We start from the raw sequence: 15218 nt of genomic DNA on the forward strand, positions 1-15218 counted from the left end.
GCCCCGTCCGAGCATTTACCGTGTTCCGCCTTGCCGTTGGCGCGCGGGAGCGGTTAGGTTCTGCCGGCCGTCCGAGTGCCATCGGCCGGCTCCGCCGACAGGGAGGTGTGCAGCACATGCGCAGGAGTGCTCAGCAGTCGAGTCCGCGTTCCCCCACTCGCCACCTCCTCACGACGGAGACAACTTGTCGATACGTGTCACTCCTCTGACCGACCCCCACCACGGTCCGTCCAGCCACCGTCTGGCCTGGCTGGCGTCCGACGCCGCCGGGGTTCCCGTCGGCTCGGCGTTCCTGCGCCTGTTCACCGATGCCGGGCGAGCGCACCTGGCCGAACTCGAGCTCCGGGTCCATCCGGTCGAGCGGCGCCGCGGCATCGGCTCGCGGCTGCTCGACGCGGCCGTGGCCGCTGCCCGGGAAGACCGCAGGCGTTGCGTTCTCGCCCAGGCCGAGGCCGGGTCCCCCGGCGGCCGTTTCCTGCCGGCCCGGGGTTTCCGGAAGGTCCTCACCCTGACGTTCGCCCGCTTGCCGCTGGCCGGAGTGGACGTCGCGGCCCTCGAAAAGATCGTGGAGCGGCCGCATCCCGGATACCGGCTGGCGTCGTGGTACGGGACCGTTCCCGATGACCTCGCCCGCACCTTCGCCGCCTCGCGCCGCGCCATGGACGACATGCCGATGGACGACGCCGATCACGGGACGGTGACCTGGGACGTGGACCGGGTCCGGGCTGTCGCGCGGGCCGTCGCGGAGCGAGGCGAGCTGCTGCACACGGTCGTGGCCGTGGACGCCTCGGACGGCTCGATCGCCGGCTTCACCGAGCTGGTCGTCCCCGGCGACGGCAGGGGCGACGGCCTGCACTACGGGACCGGCGTGCTGCCCGAGCACCGCGGACACGGCCTCGGCCGGTGGATGAAGGCCGCATCGATCCGGCAGGCCCGCGCACGCCACCCCGAGCTCGGCGGGCTGCTGACCGATACCGCCGACACCAACCGGCCCATGCGGAACATCAACGACGCGCTCGGCTACGCACCGACGCACCAGGAACTCACCTATCAACTCGATCTGTGAGGCGGGGGGATGGGGCGAGGCGCGCCTCGGCCCATCCCCAGGGGGGTGGCCTCGTGACGTGTCCGGTCACGGAGGACTTCTCAGATCCAGCCTTCCAGCCCCGCCAGGAAGGCCGGCAGGTCGTCGCGGTGGATGGTGTGGCCGGCGCCGGCCACGGTCCGCACCTCGAAGCCGCGGCCGGTCAGGTCCTTCGCCGCCTCCTCGGTGAACAGGAACCCCTCCCCCGCGATCTGCACCAGTGACGGCACCACCGGGCGCTCCGGGGTCCGGTCGTGCAGATGGCCGCCGGAGAGGGCCAGCGCGGTGCCGGTGTCCCAGTCGGCCAGGGTGGCCAGTTCGATATCGACATCGGCGTCGTCCCAGCGCGGGTTGAAGGCGCGGATGCGGGCCCGGTCGGCGTTCTTGAACGTCACGAAGACCGCCGGGTCGACCGGCTGCCCCACCCCCGCCAGCGACCACGCCGGATCGCAGTAGACCGCGCGGCGGGGTCGCAGCCGCGGCACCGCCAGGGACAGCGCCAGCCCGCCCAGCGAGTGCCCGAGCGCGACCTCGACGCCGGCCGGGAGGGTGTCCACGAGGTCGTCAGCGAAGAGTTCGGGGCCGTAGTCGCCGCGCGGGCTGCGGCCGTGGCCGCGCAGATCGACGGCGAGCACGCGGTAGCCGCGGTCGGCGAGGGCCGGGCCGACCCGGTGCCAGGTGCGGTGGTCGGACATTATCCCGTGGATCAGGACCGCGATCCGGTCGCCGGTGCCCCACTCGTGGGTGTGCAGCTGCATACCGTCCCTCTCTCCCGCTCGTCTCCCGCCCGCTCCGGGGCGCGCTCCGCCCGCGCGCGCCGGGGCCCGGGGCCGTACGGGGGCGCGGCCGCACGGCTGACGTTACACGTGTAAGTTCCCATACGGGCGCAAGCGGTGACGCGGAGGCGGCCGCGCCGCGCTGTGCGAGGATGCCCACCACCATGACCGACCCAGCCGGCCCCGCGCCGCTCCCGACTCCCCCGACCAGCGCGGCCGTTGCCCGCCGCGCCGGGGTCTCCCGCGCCACCGTCTCGTACGTGCTGAACGGGCAGGCCGCCGGGCGCGTCGGGGCCCGCACCCAGGCCCGGGTGCGGGCCGCGGCCGAGGAGCTGGGGTACGTACCGCACGCGGCGGCGCGCAGTCTGCGGGCCGGGCGGGGCCGGATCGTGCTGCTGGCCGCGCCGGCCGACACCGTGCCCGCGTTCGGGCCGCTGTTCACCGGCTTCCTGGCCGGTTTCCAGAGCGCGCTGCACCGGCTCGGGTACACCGGCGTGCTGCACGGCGCGCCCGCGGAGTCCCCGGCGGCCGCAGCGCGGGCCTGGGCGGAGCTGCGGCCCGCCGCCGTGCTGGCGCTGCACGGGCCGGCGCTGGACGCCGCGGCCGTCGCGCTGCTGAAGCGGTCCGGCACCGCGGCGGTGCTCACCGCCGGTCCGCAGGCGCCGCCGGGCGCGCACACCCTGCTGCTGGACCACCGGGAGGCGGGCCGGCGGGCCGGGGCGCACCTGCTGGCCGGGGGCCGCCGCCGGATCGGCGTGGTGCGGCCCGCCGAACCGGGCCTGGCCGCCTTCGCCGCGCCCCGCCTGGCCGGCGTACGGGAGGCGGCCGCGGCCTGCCCCGGCGCGGTGGTCCGCACGCTGGAGCTGGCGCTCACCGAGGAGTCCGCGGCCCGGCTGGCGGCGCGGTGGCCGGCGCTCGGCCTGGACGCGGTCTTCGCGTACAACGACGAGTACGCGATGCTGCTGATGCGCGCGCTCCAGGACGCCGGCCACGCGGTGGGCACCGGCGCCGGGGCGACCGCGGTGGTCGGCGCGGACGATCTGCTGCCGGGCCGCCTGGTGCGCCCCCGGCTGACCACCGTCCGCCCCGAGATCACCCCGCCGGAGGGCATCGCCCGGCTGGTGGACGGCCTGATCCGGGAGCCGGGCACGGCACCGGCCGCGCACCGGCTGGGGACGTTCCGGGTGGCGGGCCGCGAGTCGGGCTGACGCCGAGTCAGATTCCTTGATGCGTACGGCCGTTGGGTGTCTCGCTCACAGCCAGTCCGTCTCCGGGGTCGCCGCCGCCAGGGCCGCGCGGGCGCCGGTGCGGAGCGGGACGCCGTGCGGGACGCAGACCGTTTCGAGGCCGTCGAGGGCGGCCAGGCGCCGGAAGGAGGCGACGGCGGCCGCCCGGTCGACGTTGAACGGGCCGAGGACGACCTGGGTGCCGGCGGGGTCGGTGCCGATGACGTCGCCGGGGAAGAGCAGCCCGCTCTCCGGGAGGTACAGGGCGATACCGCCCGGGGTGTGGCCGGGGACGTGCAGTACCCGGACCGGTTCGGGCCAGTCGTCGAGGGTGTCGCCCTCGTGGAGTGCGGTGTCCACCGGGACGGGCCGCAGCGGGGGCCGCCCGGAGGCGGCGAAACCGGCCACCAGACTTTCGTGCAGGACCTGTTCGGCGGGGCTGTGGCAGGGCTCGGGGGCCGGCTGCGCACCGGTGATGCAGGGGGCGTCCAGGGCGCCGGCCAGGACCCGGGCGCCGGTGGCGGCGGCCAGGTCGGCGGCCGAGCCCATGTGGTCGATATGGCAGTGGGTGAGCACGATCTGCCGCAGGGCGGCGGGGGCGGCGCCGAGCGCGGCCAGTGCGTCGAGGACCGCCGGGGCCGAGCCGGGCAGGCCGGTGTCGATGGCCGCGTAGCCGTCGCCGCGCAGCGCGACGAGGTAGACGTGGCCGACGGGGAACGGGACCTGCCAGACGTGCGGGGAGATCCGGGTGAGTGCGTCCATGATCCGGACGCTAGCCGCCGGACGTCCGGACGTCCCGTGTGTTGCGCCGTGGGCGGACTGCGCGGATGGCGTAACTCCCGCCCGGAGAAGGCCCCATGGCGCGCCCGCCCCCCCCGGAACCCGTCGCGCCCCCGCCACGTCCCATCCCCGACCGACCCGAGGAGGCATGTCATGCAGCACCCCGCCAACCGCTCCCGTACGCGCGCCCGGGTGACCGCCCTGGCCCTCGCCCTCACCGCGGCCGGGGCCACGGCGCTCTCCGGCTGCGGCAAGGAGACGCAGACCGTGGGCACCGCACCGCCCCCGCGCGCCCAGGACGCCTTCACCCGGCGCGCCGCGCAGATCGTGCGGGACTGGCCGAAGGTGGCCCCGGTGCCCGGCCGGCACGACGCACTGCTGCCGCTGGCCGGCGCCGCCCGGCCCGGCGCCGCGAACGCCCGCGAGCTGACCGTGACCGTCGGGCACAGCGCCTGCGACGCCCGCTACGGCGCCCGCGCCCAGGAGTCCGAGGACCTGGTCGTGGTCACCGGCTGGGGCCGGAAGAAGAGCGCGCAGGGCATGTGCACCGCGCAGCTGGCCACCGACAAGGTGACGGTCCGTCTGAAGGCGCCGCTGGGCGGGCGCACGGTGGTCGACGCGGCCACCGGCAAACGGCTGCTGAAGGGCTGACCCGGGCCGCCCGGCCGCCGCGCCGCCTCCCACCGGGGGCGTGCCACGTCCTAGGCTCGGCCGTATGAGCCCTTCCATCGCCACCACCACCCGCGTCGACCTGCCCGAGCTGCTGGAGTTCGTCCGCCCCCGGCACCGCGCGATCCTGCTGACCCGCCGTTCCGACGGCACCCCGCAGGGCTCGCCGCTGACCTGCGGGGTGGACGACTCCGGGCGGCTGGTGATGGCGACGTATCCGGAGCGCGCCAAGGTCCGCAACGTCCGCCGGGTGGCGTCGGTCAGTGTGCTGGTGCTGTCGGACGAGTGGACCGGTCCGTGGGTGCAGATCGACGGCGAGGCCGAGGTGGTCGACGCCCCGGACTCCATCGAGCCGCTGGTCGAGTACTACCGCAACATCGCCGGGGAGCACCCGGACTGGGACGAGTACCGCGCGGCCATGCGCAAGCAGGGCAAGTCGCTGATCCGGGTGACGCCGCGCCGCTGGGGCCCGATCGCGACCGGCGGCTTCCCGGCCCGCCTGGTGGACGGCCGGAGCGCCTGACGCCGGAGCGGCGGGAGCGCGCGGCGGCCCGGGAGCCGCGTGCTCAACGGGTCGTCACCGCCCCGCCGTTGACGTTCAGCACCTGCCCGGTGATGTGCCGGGCCGCCGGGGACGCCAGGAAGGCGACCGCGCCGGTGATGTCGTCCACGCCGCCGGGGCGGCCGGTGGCGGTGGCCGCGATCAGCTGCTCCCGGCGGCTGTCGGCGAGCTTGTCGCGGAAGAACTCGGTGCCGGCGATGTAGCCGGGCGCGACCACGTTCGCGGTGATACCGCGCGGGCCCAGGGTGCGGGCCAGTTCGACGTTCCAGGAGGCGAGGCCGGCCTTGGCCGCGCCGTAGGAGCCGGAGCCCTGGTCGGCGGCGATGGACCCCAGGTGGATCACCGCGCCGCCCTCGGCCAGCCGGTCCGCCACCGCCCGGGTGGTCAGGGCCGCGCTCAGCAGGTTGGCGTCGAGGTTGGCGCGGAAGTCCCGGGCGTACGAGGCGAGGTCGGTGGCGCCGTCGGAGTCGAATTCGAGCTGGCCGCCGGCGTTGTTGACCAGGACGTCGAGACGTTCGGGCAGGGTGTCGGCGAGCCGCAGCAGCGCCGCGGGGTCGGTGTGGTCGCAGACCGCGGCCGTCACCCCGTCGAGGGCGCCGGCGGTCTCCTGGAGCGGGCCGGGGCGCCGGCCGGTGATCACGACGCGGTCGCCGCAGCCCGCGAAGTGCGCGGCGAGGGCGCGTCCGATACCGGTGCCGCCGCCGGTGACCAGGATGGTGCGTGCCATGAGCTGAACTCCGTCCCGTTTATTTAGGTCTAAATATGTAGCCCGCGGTCTTGCGTTCAGGGCTAAATTTAGACCTGAACATAACACTCGCGGGAGGTCCGGTGGCAAGGGAAGCGGCAGAGGAAGCGGCGGGGGAAGCGGTCGAGGACGCGGCGGGCGGGGCGCGGAGCGCCGTCCACCAGGTCGAGGAGATCGCCGCCGCCTGGCAGCGCGAGCGCCCCGGTACGCCGGTCTCCTCCATCGGGATCGTCACGCCGATCTGGCGGCTGGCGAAGCTGCTGGGCGACGACCGGCGGCGGGTGCTCCAGCGGGCCGGGGTGGACGTGGCGACCCTGGACCTGCTGAGCGTGCTGCGCCGCGGCGGTCCGCCGTACACCCTGACCACCCGGGAGCTGAGCCGGCGTTCGCTGCTCACGGCCGGGGCGATCTCCCAGCGGGTGGCCCGCGCCGAACGGGACGGCCTGGTCACCCGCCGGCCCGGCGAGGGCCGCCCGCGCACGGTGCTGGTCGAGCTGACGCCGGCCGGGCACGATCTCGTCGAGTCGACCGTTGACCAAGTGCTGGGGCGGGAGGCGGAGTTGATGGGGGCGCTCACCGTCGAGCAGCAGGAGCAGCTGACCGGGCTGCTGCGGATCCTGCTCCAGGACGTCCAGCGGCGGCTCGGCGACGACCGGATCAGCCAGGTCGGCGAGGACTGACCTCGTTGCGCTCCGGCGCCGGGGGCACGGCCGGCGCCGGGGTCAACACGTCCTCCGGCAGGCCCAGTTCCGTACGGAACGCGGCCCGGCCGGCCTCGGTGACGGCGAGGATCCGGCCGGCCGGCGCCCTGACGATCCAGCGCCGCTCCAGCGCGTGCCGGTAGAGGGCGGCGCCGACCGCGCCGGAGAGGTGGTGGCGGCGGGAGGTCCAGTCCAGGCAGGTGCGCACATGCGCCCGGTGGGCCGGTGCGTGGCCGCCGTGCGGGATGCCCAGCGCGGCCAGCCACGCGGCGCCCGCGGTGGACAGCTCCGGGCCGTGCTCCCGCAGGAGCAGACCGCGTTCGGTCATGGCCTCGGCGATGGCCACGCCGAGCGCGCCGGCGATGTGGTCGTAGCAGGTCCGGGCGTGGTGCAGGGCCCGGCGGTGGTTGGCCTCGGCGAGCGAGCGGATCCGCACCCGGCGGTAGGGGGCGAGGCCGGCGAGGTTCTCCAGGGTCTCCGCGGTGTCCGGGCCGGCCAGCCGGAGGTGGCGCCGGCGGCCGCGCCGCTCCTCGGCCAGCAGTCCGCCGGCGACGAGGAGGTTGAGGTGCTCGGTGGCGGTGGAGGGCGCCACGCCGGCGTACTCGGCCAGTTCGCCGGCGGTCCAGGTGCCGCCGTCGAGCAGGGCGATGCAGATGGCGGCGCGGGTGCGGTCCGCGAGCAGCGCCGCGAGGGCGGCCAGATCGGGGGTTTCGGCGGTGCTTTCGTGATCGGCGTCCCATCGAATCATGTGCAGAGCGTAATCACATATAACACTTCGGTGAGCGCCGAATCGTCCGGCTTCTATCCTCAGGGGCATGAAATCCGCGCTGGAGAAGAGCAGTTCGGTCGTGCCGGCGCTGCTGTCCACGGAGAACGACGACGGGACGTTCGTGCTGGTCGCGCTGCGGATCCGGTGGGATCTCGGGCCGGTGGTCAGCGTCTGGCTGCCGGCCCGCGGCCGTACGGCGCGCAATCTCGCGGTACGCCCCGATGTTGTCTTCAATCTGCCGCACCCGGAGGCGGCGGACGGGGACGGCGCGCCCGGCGGCCCCGGCGCGGAGGAGCCGTGGACGGAGCCGTCCGAGCTGGTCCGGCCGCCACGGCTGGCGCACTGCCCGGTGACGCTGGAGGCCCGCCGGGTCGGCGACCGCACGCTGACCGACGGCGCCTGGACGCAGATCGAGGCGCAGGTGCTGCGGGTGCACGCGGACCCGCGCCGGGTGCAGCCGCTGGCCGACGGCATGCTGGACGTCTCGGCCTGGCGGGCGCCGGTGCACGACTTCCGGCCGCCGGCCGCTCCCCCGCCGCGGGCCGTGCCGGCGCCCGCCCGGGAGCTGGCCCGGCAGCTGGGCCGGCGGTTCCCCGCCCAGCGGGAGAGCTGACACCGGGCGCGGGACCGGCCCCGGACACACAGCGGCGCCTGCCCTTCCGGTCGGGGAGGGGGACAGGCGCCGCGGTACGGGACCCGGGTTCTCACCCGGTCCCCGTGCCGCCGTACGACGTTGTACGGGACATCTCGGGACGGACGCTCACACCGCCAGGGCGCGGTCCGTCGGCTTGATCGGGGCCGGCAGGGCGCTGGCTCCGGTGAGGTAGCGGTCCACGCCGCGGGCGGCCGAGCGGCCCTCGGCGATGGCCCAGACGATCAGCGACTGGCCGCGGCCGGCGTCGCCGGCGACGAAGACACCGGGGACGTTGGTGGCGAAGTCCGCGTCGCGGGCGATGTTGCCGCGCGCGTCCAGCTCCAGGCCGAACTGCTCGACCAGGCCGTTCTCCCGGTCGGTGCCGGTGAAGCCCATGGCGAGGGTGACCAGCTGGGCCGGGATCTTCCGCTCGGTGCCGGGCTTCTGCGCCGGCTTGCCGTCCTTGAACTCCACCTCGACCAGGTGCAGCCACTGGACGTTGCCGTCCTCGTCGCCCTCGAAGTGGGTGGTGGAGACGGAGTAGATCCGCTCGCCGCCCTCCTCGTGCGCGGAGGTGACCTTGTAGAGCATCGGGAAGGTCGGCCAGGGCTGGCCCGCGGACCGCTCCTCGCCCGGCTTCGGCATGATCTCCAGCTGGGTCACCGAGGCGGCGCCCTGGCGGTGCGCGGTGCCGACGCAGTCCGCGCCGGTGTCACCGCCGCCGATGACGACCACGTGCTTGCCCTCGGCGCTGATCGGGGAGACCGTCAGGTCGCCCTCCTGGACCTTGTTGGCCAGCGGCAGGTACTCCATGGCGAAGTGGATGCCGTTCAGCTCGCGGCCGGGCACCGGCAGGTCGCGGGAGGTGGTGGCGCCGGCCGCGATGACCACCGCGTCGTAGCGGCGGCGCAGCGCGGCCGCGTCGATGTCCCGGCCGATCTCGGTCTCGGTGCGGAACTTGGTGCCCTCCGCGCGCATCTGCTCGATGCGGCGGTTGATGTGCCGCTTCTCCATCTTGAACTCGGGGATGCCGTAGCGGAGCAGACCGCCGATCCGGTCGGCGCGCTCGTAGACCGCGACGGTGTGGCCGGCCCGGGTCAGCTGCTGGGCGGCGGCCAGGCCGGCCGGGCCGGAGCCGATGACGGCGACGGTCTTGCCGGAGAGCCGCTCGGGCGGCTGCGGGGTGACGTCGCCGGCGTCCCAGGCCCGGTCGATGATGGAGACCTCGACGTTCTTGATGGTGACCGGCTGCTGGTTGATGCCCAGCACACAGGCCGCCTCACACGGCGCGGGGCACAGCCGGCCGGTGAACTCCGGGAAGTTGTTGGTGGCGTGCAGCCGCTCGCTGGCCGCCTTCCAGTCCTCCCGGTAGGCGTAGTCGTTCCACTCGGGGATGAGGTTCCCGAGCGGACAGCCGTTGTGGCAGAACGGGATGCCGCAGTCCATGCAGCGCGACGCCTGCTTGGTGATGATCGGCAGCAGGGAGCCGGGCCGGTAGACCTCGTTCCAGTCCTTGACGCGCTCGTCGACGGGGCGGGTCTGGGCGACCTCGCGCTCGTGGTTCAGGAAGCCCTTGGGGTCAGCCATGGGTCGCCGCCTCCATCATCTTCTCGTGGGTCTCGGACTCGGTGAGCCCGGCCAGCTCGGCGGCCTCCTTGGCGGCGAGCACTGCCTGGTACGTGGGCGGGATGACCTTGCTGAAGCGCGCGGCGGCGCCATCCCAGTCGGCGAGGAGCTTGGCGGCCACGGTCGAACCGGTCTCCTCCTGGTGGCGGCGCACCACGTCGTGCAGCCACTGCTTGTCGGTGTCGTCCAGCGGGTGGATCGCGCCGGCCAGTTCCTTGTTGACGTTGGCCGGGTCGAGGTCGATGACGTAGGCGAAGCCGCCGGACATCCCGGCCGCGAAGTTGCGCCCGGTCTCGCCCAGCACGACGGCGTTGCCGCCGGTCATGTACTCGCAGCCGTGGTCGCCGACGCCCTCGGAGACCACCGTGGCGCCGGAGTTGCGGACGCAGAACCGCTCGCCGACCCGGCCGCGCAGGAACAGCTCGCCGCCGGTGGCGCCGTAGGCGAGGGTGTTGCCGGCGATGGTGGAGTACTCGGCGAGGTGGTCGGCGCCGCGGTCCGGGCGGACGATGATCCGGCCGCCGGACAGGCCCTTGCCGACGTAGTCGTTGGCGTCGCCCTCCAGGCGGAGGGTGATGCCGCGGGGCAGGAACGCGCCGAACGACTGGCCGGCCGAGCCGGTGAAGGTGAGGTCGATGGTGTCGTCGGGCAGGCCCGCGCCGCCGAACTTCTTCGTCACCTCGTGGCCGAGCATGGTGCCGACGGTGCGGTTGATGTTGCGGATCGGGAGCTGTGCGCGGACCGGCTGGGCGGCCTCGGCGGTGTCCGCGGCCAGCGCGTCGGCGGCGAGCTCGATCAGCTCGTTGTCCAGCGCCTTCGCCAGGCCGTGGTCCTGCTCGGTGACCTGGTGGCGGACCGCGCCGGCGGGCAGCTCGGGGACGTGCAGCAGCGGGGCGAGGTCCAGGCCCTGCGCCTTCCAGTGGTTGACCGCCCGGGAGACGTTGAGGACCTCGGCGTGGCCGATGGCCTCGTCCAGGGTGCGGAAGCCCAGCTCGGCGAGGAGTTCGCGGACCTCCTCGGCGATGAACTCGAAGAAGTTGACGACGAATTCGGCCTTGCCGTTGAACCGCTCGCGCAGGACCGGGTTCTGGGTGGCGATGCCGACCGGACAGGTGTCCAGGTGGCACACGCGCATCATCACGCAGCCGGAGACGACCAGCGGCGCGGTGGCGAAACCGAACTCCTCGGCGCCCAGCAGCGCGGCGATGACCACGTCGCGGCCGGTCTTGAGCTGGCCGTCGGTCTGGACGACGATGCGGTCGCGCAGCCCGTTGAGCAGCAGCGTCTGCTGCGTCTCGGCCAGGCCCAGCTCCCAGGGCCCGCCGGCGTGCTTGAGCGAGGTGAGCGGCGAGGCGCCCGTACCGCCGTCGTGGCCGGAGATCAGCACCACGTCCGCGTGCGCCTTGGAGACGCCGGCGGCGACCGTGCCGACGCCGACCTCGGAGACCAGCTTCACGTGGATGCGGGCCGCCGGGTTGGCGTTCTTCAGGTCGTGGATCAGCTGGGCCAGATCCTCGATCGAGTAGATGTCGTGGTGCGGCGGCGGGGAGATCAGGCCGACGCCCGGGGTGGAGTGCCGGGTCCTGGCGACCCACGGGTAGACCTTGTGGCCGGGCAGCTGGCCGCCCTCGCCGGGCTTGGCGCCCTGGGCCATCTTGATCTGGATGTCGTCGGCGTTGACGAGGTATTCGGAGGTGACGCCGAAGCGGCCGGAGGCGACCTGCTTGATGCTGGAGCGGCGCTCCGGGTCGTACAGGCGCTCCGGGTCCTCGCCGCCCTCACCGGTGTTGGACTTGCCGCCGAGCCGGTTCATGGCGATGGCGAGGGTCTCGTGCGCCTCCTGGGAGATGGAGCCGTACGACATCGCGCCGGTGGAGAAGCGCTTGACGATCTCGGCGGCCGGCTCGACCTCGTCCAGGGGGATCGAGGGGCGGTCGGAGGCGAAGGAGAACAGGCCGCGCAGCGTCATCAGCCGCTCGGACTGCTCGTTCACCCGCTCGGTGTACTGCTTGAAGATGTCGTAGCGGCGGGTGCGGGTGGAGTGCTGGAGCCGGAAGACGGTCTCCGGGTCGAAGAGGTGCGGCTCGCCCTCGCGGCGCCACTGGTACTCACCGCCGATCTCCAGCGCGCGGTGGGTGGCGGCGATGCCGGAGGCCGGGTACGCCTTGGCGTGGCGCGCCGCGACCTCCTGGGCGATGACGTCCAGGCCGGCGCCGCCGATCTTGGTGGCGGTGCCCTGGAAGTAGGTCGCGACGAACTCCTCGTCCAGGCCGACCGCTTCGAAGACCTGCGCGCCCCGGTAGGAGGCGACGGTGGAGATGCCCATCTTGGACATCACCTTCAGCACGCCCTTGCCGAGCGCCTTGATGAGGTTGCGGATCGCGGTGTCGGTGTCCACGCCGGGCAGGAAGGTGCCGGCCCGGACCAGGTCCTCGACGGACTCCATCGCGAGGTAGGGGTTGACCGCCGCGGCGCCGTAGCCGATGAGCAGCGCGATGTGGTGCACCTCGCGGACGTCGCCGGCCTCGACCAGCAGCCCGACCTGGGTGCGGGTCTTGGTGGCGATGAGGTGGTGGTGGACCGCGGAGGTCAGCAGCAGCGACGGGATCGGCGCGTGCTCGGCGTCCGAGTGGCGGTCGGAGAGCACGATCAGCCGGGCGCCGTCGGCGATGGCGGCGTCGGCCTCGGCGCGGATCTCCTCGATCCGGGCGGCCAGCGCCGCGCCGCCGCCGGAGACGCGGTAGAGGCCGGAGAGGGTCACGGCCTTCATCCCGGGCATGTCGCCGTCGGCGTTGATGTGGACGAGCTTGGCCAGCTCGTCGTTGTCGATGACCGGGAACGGCAGGGTCACGCTGCGGCAGGAGCTGGCGGTGGGCGCGAGGAGGTTGCCCTGCGGGCCGAGGGAGGAGATCAGGGAGGTGACCAGCTCCTCCCGGATGGCGTCCAGCGGCGGGTTGGTGACCTGCGCGAACAGCTGGGTGAAGTAGTCGAAGAGCAGCCGGGGGCGCTCGGAGAGCGCGGCGATCGGCGCGTCGGTGCCCATCGAGCCGATCGGCTCGGCGCCGGTCTTGGCCATCGGGGCGAGGATGACCCGCAGCTCCTCCTCGGTGTAGCCGAAGGTCTGCTGGCGGCGGGTGACCGAGGCGTGGGTGTGCACGATGTGCTCGCGCTCGGGCAGGTCGGCGAGGTGGATCAGCCCGGCGTCCAGCCACTCCTGGTAGGGCTGCTCGGCGGCCAGGGCGTCCTTGATCTCGTCGTCCTCGATGATGCGGTGCTCGGCGGTGTCCACGAGGAACATCCGGCCGGGCTGGAGGCGGCCCTTGCGGACGACCCGGGCCGGGTCGATGTCCAGGACGCCGACCTCGGAGGAGAGCACGACCAGGCCGTCGTCGGTGACCCAGTAGCGTCCCGGGCGCAGGCCGTTGCGGTCCAGCACCGCGCCGACCTGGGTGCCGTCGGTGAAGGTGACGCAGGCCGGGCCGTCCCAGGGCTCCATCATCGTGGAGTGGTACTGGTAGAAGGCGCGCCGGGCCGGGTCCATGGCGGGCGCGTTCTCCCACGCCTCGGGGACCATCATCAGCACCGCGTGCGGCAGCGACCGCCCGCCGAGGTGCAGCAGCTCCAGCACCTCGTCGAACGAGGCGGAGTCGGAGGCGTCCGGGGTGCAGACCGGGAACAGCCGCTCCAGATTCTCGTCGCCGAAGAGCTTCGAGGCGAGCTGGGACTCCCGGGCGCGCATCCAGTTGCGGTTGCCCTTGACCGTGTTGATCTCGCCGTTGTGCGCGACGAAGCGGTACGGGTGGGCCAGCGGCCAGCTCGGGAAGGTGTTGGTGGAGAACCGCGAGTGGACCAGGGCGATCGCGGTGGCGAACCGGCGGTCGGACAGGTCCGGGAAGAACGGCTCCAGCTGCCCGGTGGTCAGCATGCCCTTGTAGACGATCGTGCGGGCGGAGAGCGACGGGAAGTAGACCCCGGCCTCCCGCTCGGCGCGCTTGCGCAGCGCGAACGCCTTGCGGTCCAGCGCCAGACCGGTGTTCTCCCCGTCCGCGACGAACAGCTGGGAGAAGGCCGGCATGGTGGCGCGGGCGCCGTTGCCGAGCAGCTGCGGGGCGACCGGGACGACCCGCCAGCCCAGGACGGTGAGGTTCTCCTCCGCGGCGATCGTCTCGATACGTGAGACGGCCTCGGCCGCTTCGTGGGCGTCGGAGGGGAGGAAGGCGATACCGACGGCGTACGCGCCGGCCTCGGGCAGCTCGAAGGTGACGTTCTCGCGCAGGAACGCGTCCGGGACCTGGAGCAGGATGCCCGCGCCGTCGCCCGAGTCGGGCTCGGAGCCGGTGGCGCCGCGGTGCTCCAGATTCGTCAGCACGGTCAGGGCCTGTTCGACCAGGGCGTGGCTGGCCTCGCCGGTGAGGGTGGCCACGAAGCCGACGCCGCAGGCGTCGTGCTCGTTGCGGGGGTCGTACATTCCCTGCTGGGCGGGGCGACCGTCCAGGGGCGACCAGGTGGCGGCGTCGCCGCCGGTGGTCGCGGAGTGCGTGGACGCGTGGCGCATCGGCTCTCCCAACGTCGTCGTGGCAAGTGAGTTGCCGAGGGACGACGTTGGCCCTCCGCGAAATTTCGTGCAGGTTACAGGATGACCCGCTTCTCAGAAAGCGAAAGTGGCTTTCCAACATACGGACACCGCACCGGCGGTGAGACGGAATCTCTGGGAAACACGGACGGAAACGGGCCGCCCTCTGCGGCGGCGTCCGGCGAGCGACATTGCCCGCGACGCCAGGGCCTTATGCCCGGTCGTCAACAAACCGAAACCGCTGGGTAATGCGGCCATCATGCGGTCACCCGAAAGGGACGTCAACCCACCGCCGTCCCGAACAGCGCGCCGAGACCGAACGTGACGGCCGCCGCGGCGCCGCCCAGGGCCAGCTGGCGCAGCCCGCTGAACCACCACGAACGGGCCGTGACCCGGGCCACCACCGCACCGCAGGCGAAGAGCCCGAACAGCGCCAGCAGCACCGCCGGCCAGAGCACCGTGGCGCCCAGCAGATAAGGAAGGACAGGCAGAAGCGCGCCCAGCGCAAAGGATCCGAAGGAGGAGACCGCGGCGACGGCGGGAGAAGGAAGGTCGGACGGATCGATGCCCAACTCCTCGCGGGCGTGGATCTCCAGCGCCTGCTCGGGGTCCCGGGAGAGCTGTTCGGCGACCTGCCGGGCCAGCTCGGGCTCCACCCCGCGGGAGACGTAGAGCGCCGCCAGCTCGTCCTCCTCGTCCTTCGGGTGGGCGCGCAGCTGAGCCCGTTCGATGTCCAGCTCCGCGACCACCAGCTCACGCTGCGAAGCCACCGAGGTGTACTCCCCCGCGGCCATCGAGAACGCGCCGGCCGCCAGCCCCGCCAGCCCGGTGATCACGATCGTATGCGGCGAGACGGCGCCGCCGGCCACGCCGGTCATCAGGGCGAGGTTGGACACCAGGCCGTCCATGGCGCCGAACACGGCGGGGCGGAGCCAGCCGCCGTTCACATCGCGGTGGGTGTGGTTGTCGCGGTGCGCCACATGGGTCGGCGCGGCGGCATCCATGATCTCCATGACGGACATAACGACCTGCTCCCTGCTCAGCGAGGTGTGGGCCGATCGCGGCGCTTCCCC

13 protein-coding genes are annotated in these 15218 nt (G+C 73.5%); 6 read left to right on the forward strand and 7 right to left on the reverse strand.

The features are described 5' to 3' along the window. Window positions 1-184: 184 nt before the first annotated feature. Window positions 185-1066, forward strand: coding sequence for a GNAT family N-acetyltransferase (locus ADL22_RS20060; protein WP_066981316.1), 882 nt, complete (start codon window positions 185-187; stop codon window positions 1064-1066). Window positions 1067-1146: 80 nt separating this feature from the next. Here the strand turns inward: ADL22_RS20060 and ADL22_RS20065 are convergent, their stop codons facing one another. Beyond that, entirely contained in the window at window positions 1147-1842 is a 696-nt protein-coding gene (locus ADL22_RS20065) for an alpha/beta fold hydrolase (protein ID WP_066981318.1), read from the reverse strand. Between the two features lie 182 nt (window positions 1843-2024). Between ADL22_RS20065 and ADL22_RS20070 the strand changes: the two genes are divergently transcribed. After that, window positions 2025-3068 (forward strand): LacI family DNA-binding transcriptional regulator, encoded by a 1044-nt coding sequence (locus ADL22_RS20070; RefSeq protein ID WP_066981696.1) that lies wholly within the window; start codon window positions 2025-2027, stop codon window positions 3066-3068. 45 nt (window positions 3069-3113) lie between these two features. On the opposite strand, the gene ADL22_RS20075 is transcribed toward ADL22_RS20070, so the two are convergent. Further along, the gene (locus ADL22_RS20075; RefSeq protein WP_066981321.1) at window positions 3114-3848 is read right to left on the reverse strand and encodes an MBL fold metallo-hydrolase; all 735 of its coding nucleotides are present in this window, start codon (window positions 3846-3848) and stop codon (window positions 3114-3116) included. 171 nt (window positions 3849-4019) lie between these two features. On the opposite strand from ADL22_RS20075, the gene ADL22_RS20080 reads away from it, so the two are divergent. Further along, window positions 4020-4517 carry a hypothetical protein gene (locus ADL22_RS20080; protein WP_066981324.1) on the forward strand — a complete coding sequence of 166 codons (498 nt, stop codon included), beginning with the start codon at window positions 4020-4022 and terminating at the stop codon, window positions 4515-4517. Window positions 4518-4581: 64 nt separating this feature from the next. After that, window positions 4582-5058, forward strand: a complete 477-nt coding sequence (locus tag ADL22_RS20085; protein ID WP_066981326.1) for a PPOX class F420-dependent oxidoreductase — start codon at window positions 4582-4584, stop codon at window positions 5056-5058. Window positions 5059-5101: 43 nt separating this feature from the next. On the opposite strand, the gene ADL22_RS20090 is transcribed toward ADL22_RS20085, so the two are convergent. Beyond that, complete coding sequence (locus ADL22_RS20090) at window positions 5102-5824, reverse strand: SDR family NAD(P)-dependent oxidoreductase (RefSeq protein WP_066981329.1); 723 nt, start codon at window positions 5822-5824, stop codon at window positions 5102-5104. Between the two features lie 101 nt (window positions 5825-5925). Between ADL22_RS20090 and ADL22_RS20095 the strand changes: the two genes are divergently transcribed. Then, window positions 5926-6522: a MarR family winged helix-turn-helix transcriptional regulator gene (locus ADL22_RS20095; protein WP_066981332.1), complete on the forward strand. Its 597-nt coding sequence runs from the start codon at window positions 5926-5928 to the stop codon at window positions 6520-6522. Here the strand turns inward: ADL22_RS20095 and ADL22_RS20100 are convergent. After that, window positions 6500-7291 carry a winged helix-turn-helix domain-containing protein gene (locus ADL22_RS20100; RefSeq protein WP_066981335.1) on the reverse strand — a complete coding sequence of 264 codons (792 nt, stop codon included), beginning with the start codon at window positions 7289-7291 and terminating at the stop codon, window positions 6500-6502. The two genes, ADL22_RS20095 and ADL22_RS20100, sit on opposite strands and share 23 nt — an antisense overlap. A 67-nt stretch (window positions 7292-7358) precedes the next feature. On the opposite strand from ADL22_RS20100, the gene ADL22_RS20105 reads away from it, so the two are divergent. Then, window positions 7359-7925 carry a hypothetical protein gene (locus ADL22_RS20105; protein WP_066981338.1) on the forward strand — a complete coding sequence of 189 codons (567 nt, stop codon included), beginning with the start codon at window positions 7359-7361 and terminating at the stop codon, window positions 7923-7925. Between the two features lie 147 nt (window positions 7926-8072). Here ADL22_RS20105 and ADL22_RS20110 read toward each other — a convergent pair whose 3' ends face one another. From ADL22_RS20110 to ADL22_RS20120, 3 genes are all read right to left on the reverse strand, one after another. Then, window positions 8073-9533: a glutamate synthase subunit beta gene (locus ADL22_RS20110; protein WP_066981340.1), complete on the reverse strand. Its 1461-nt coding sequence runs from the start codon at window positions 9531-9533 to the stop codon at window positions 8073-8075. Further along, window positions 9526-14127 (reverse strand): glutamate synthase large subunit, encoded by a 4602-nt coding sequence (gene gltB / locus ADL22_RS20115; protein ID WP_066981343.1) that lies wholly within the window; start codon window positions 14125-14127, stop codon window positions 9526-9528. The genes ADL22_RS20110 and gltB overlap by 8 nt, the downstream gene beginning before the upstream one ends. 299 nt (window positions 14128-14426) lie before the next feature. After that, window positions 14427-15158, reverse strand: coding sequence for a VIT1/CCC1 transporter family protein (locus ADL22_RS20120; RefSeq protein ID WP_066981699.1), 732 nt, complete (start codon window positions 15156-15158; stop codon window positions 14427-14429). Window positions 15159-15218 lie beyond the last annotated feature (60 nt).

Origin of the sequence: Streptomyces sp. NRRL F-4489 (assembly GCF_001509485.1) — a bacterium.
Lineage (GTDB): Bacteria > Actinomycetota > Actinomycetes > Streptomycetales > Streptomycetaceae > Streptomyces.

Excerpts from the sequence above, each read along its gene's own strand:
- ADL22_RS20070 (WP_066981696.1), top strand. The coding sequence starts at position 2,025 with ATGACCGACCCAGCCGGCCCCGCGCCGCTCCCGACTCCCCCGACCAGC.
- ADL22_RS20075 (WP_066981321.1), bottom strand. The coding sequence starts at position 3,848 with ATGGACGCACTCACCCGGATCTCCCCGCACGTCTGGCAGGTCCCGTTC.
- ADL22_RS20110 (WP_066981340.1), bottom strand. The coding sequence starts at position 9,533 with ATGGCTGACCCCAAGGGCTTCCTGAACCACGAGCGCGAGGTCGCCCAG.
- ADL22_RS20100 (WP_066981335.1), bottom strand. The coding sequence starts at position 7,291 with ATGATTCGATGGGACGCCGATCACGAAAGCACCGCCGAAACCCCCGAT.
- ADL22_RS20120 (WP_066981699.1), bottom strand. The coding sequence starts at position 15,158 with ATGGAGATCATGGATGCCGCCGCGCCGACCCATGTGGCGCACCGCGAC.
- ADL22_RS20090 (WP_066981329.1), bottom strand. The coding sequence starts at position 5,824 with ATGGCACGCACCATCCTGGTCACCGGCGGCGGCACCGGTATCGGACGC.
- gltB (WP_066981343.1), bottom strand. The coding sequence starts at position 14,127 with ATGCGCCACGCGTCCACGCACTCCGCGACCACCGGCGGCGACGCCGCC.
- ADL22_RS20085 (WP_066981326.1), top strand. The coding sequence starts at position 4,582 with ATGAGCCCTTCCATCGCCACCACCACCCGCGTCGACCTGCCCGAGCTG.
- ADL22_RS20065 (WP_066981318.1), bottom strand. The coding sequence starts at position 1,842 with ATGCAGCTGCACACCCACGAGTGGGGCACCGGCGACCGGATCGCGGTC.
- ADL22_RS20080 (WP_066981324.1), top strand. The coding sequence starts at position 4,020 with ATGCAGCACCCCGCCAACCGCTCCCGTACGCGCGCCCGGGTGACCGCC.
- ADL22_RS20105 (WP_066981338.1), top strand. The coding sequence starts at position 7,359 with ATGAAATCCGCGCTGGAGAAGAGCAGTTCGGTCGTGCCGGCGCTGCTG.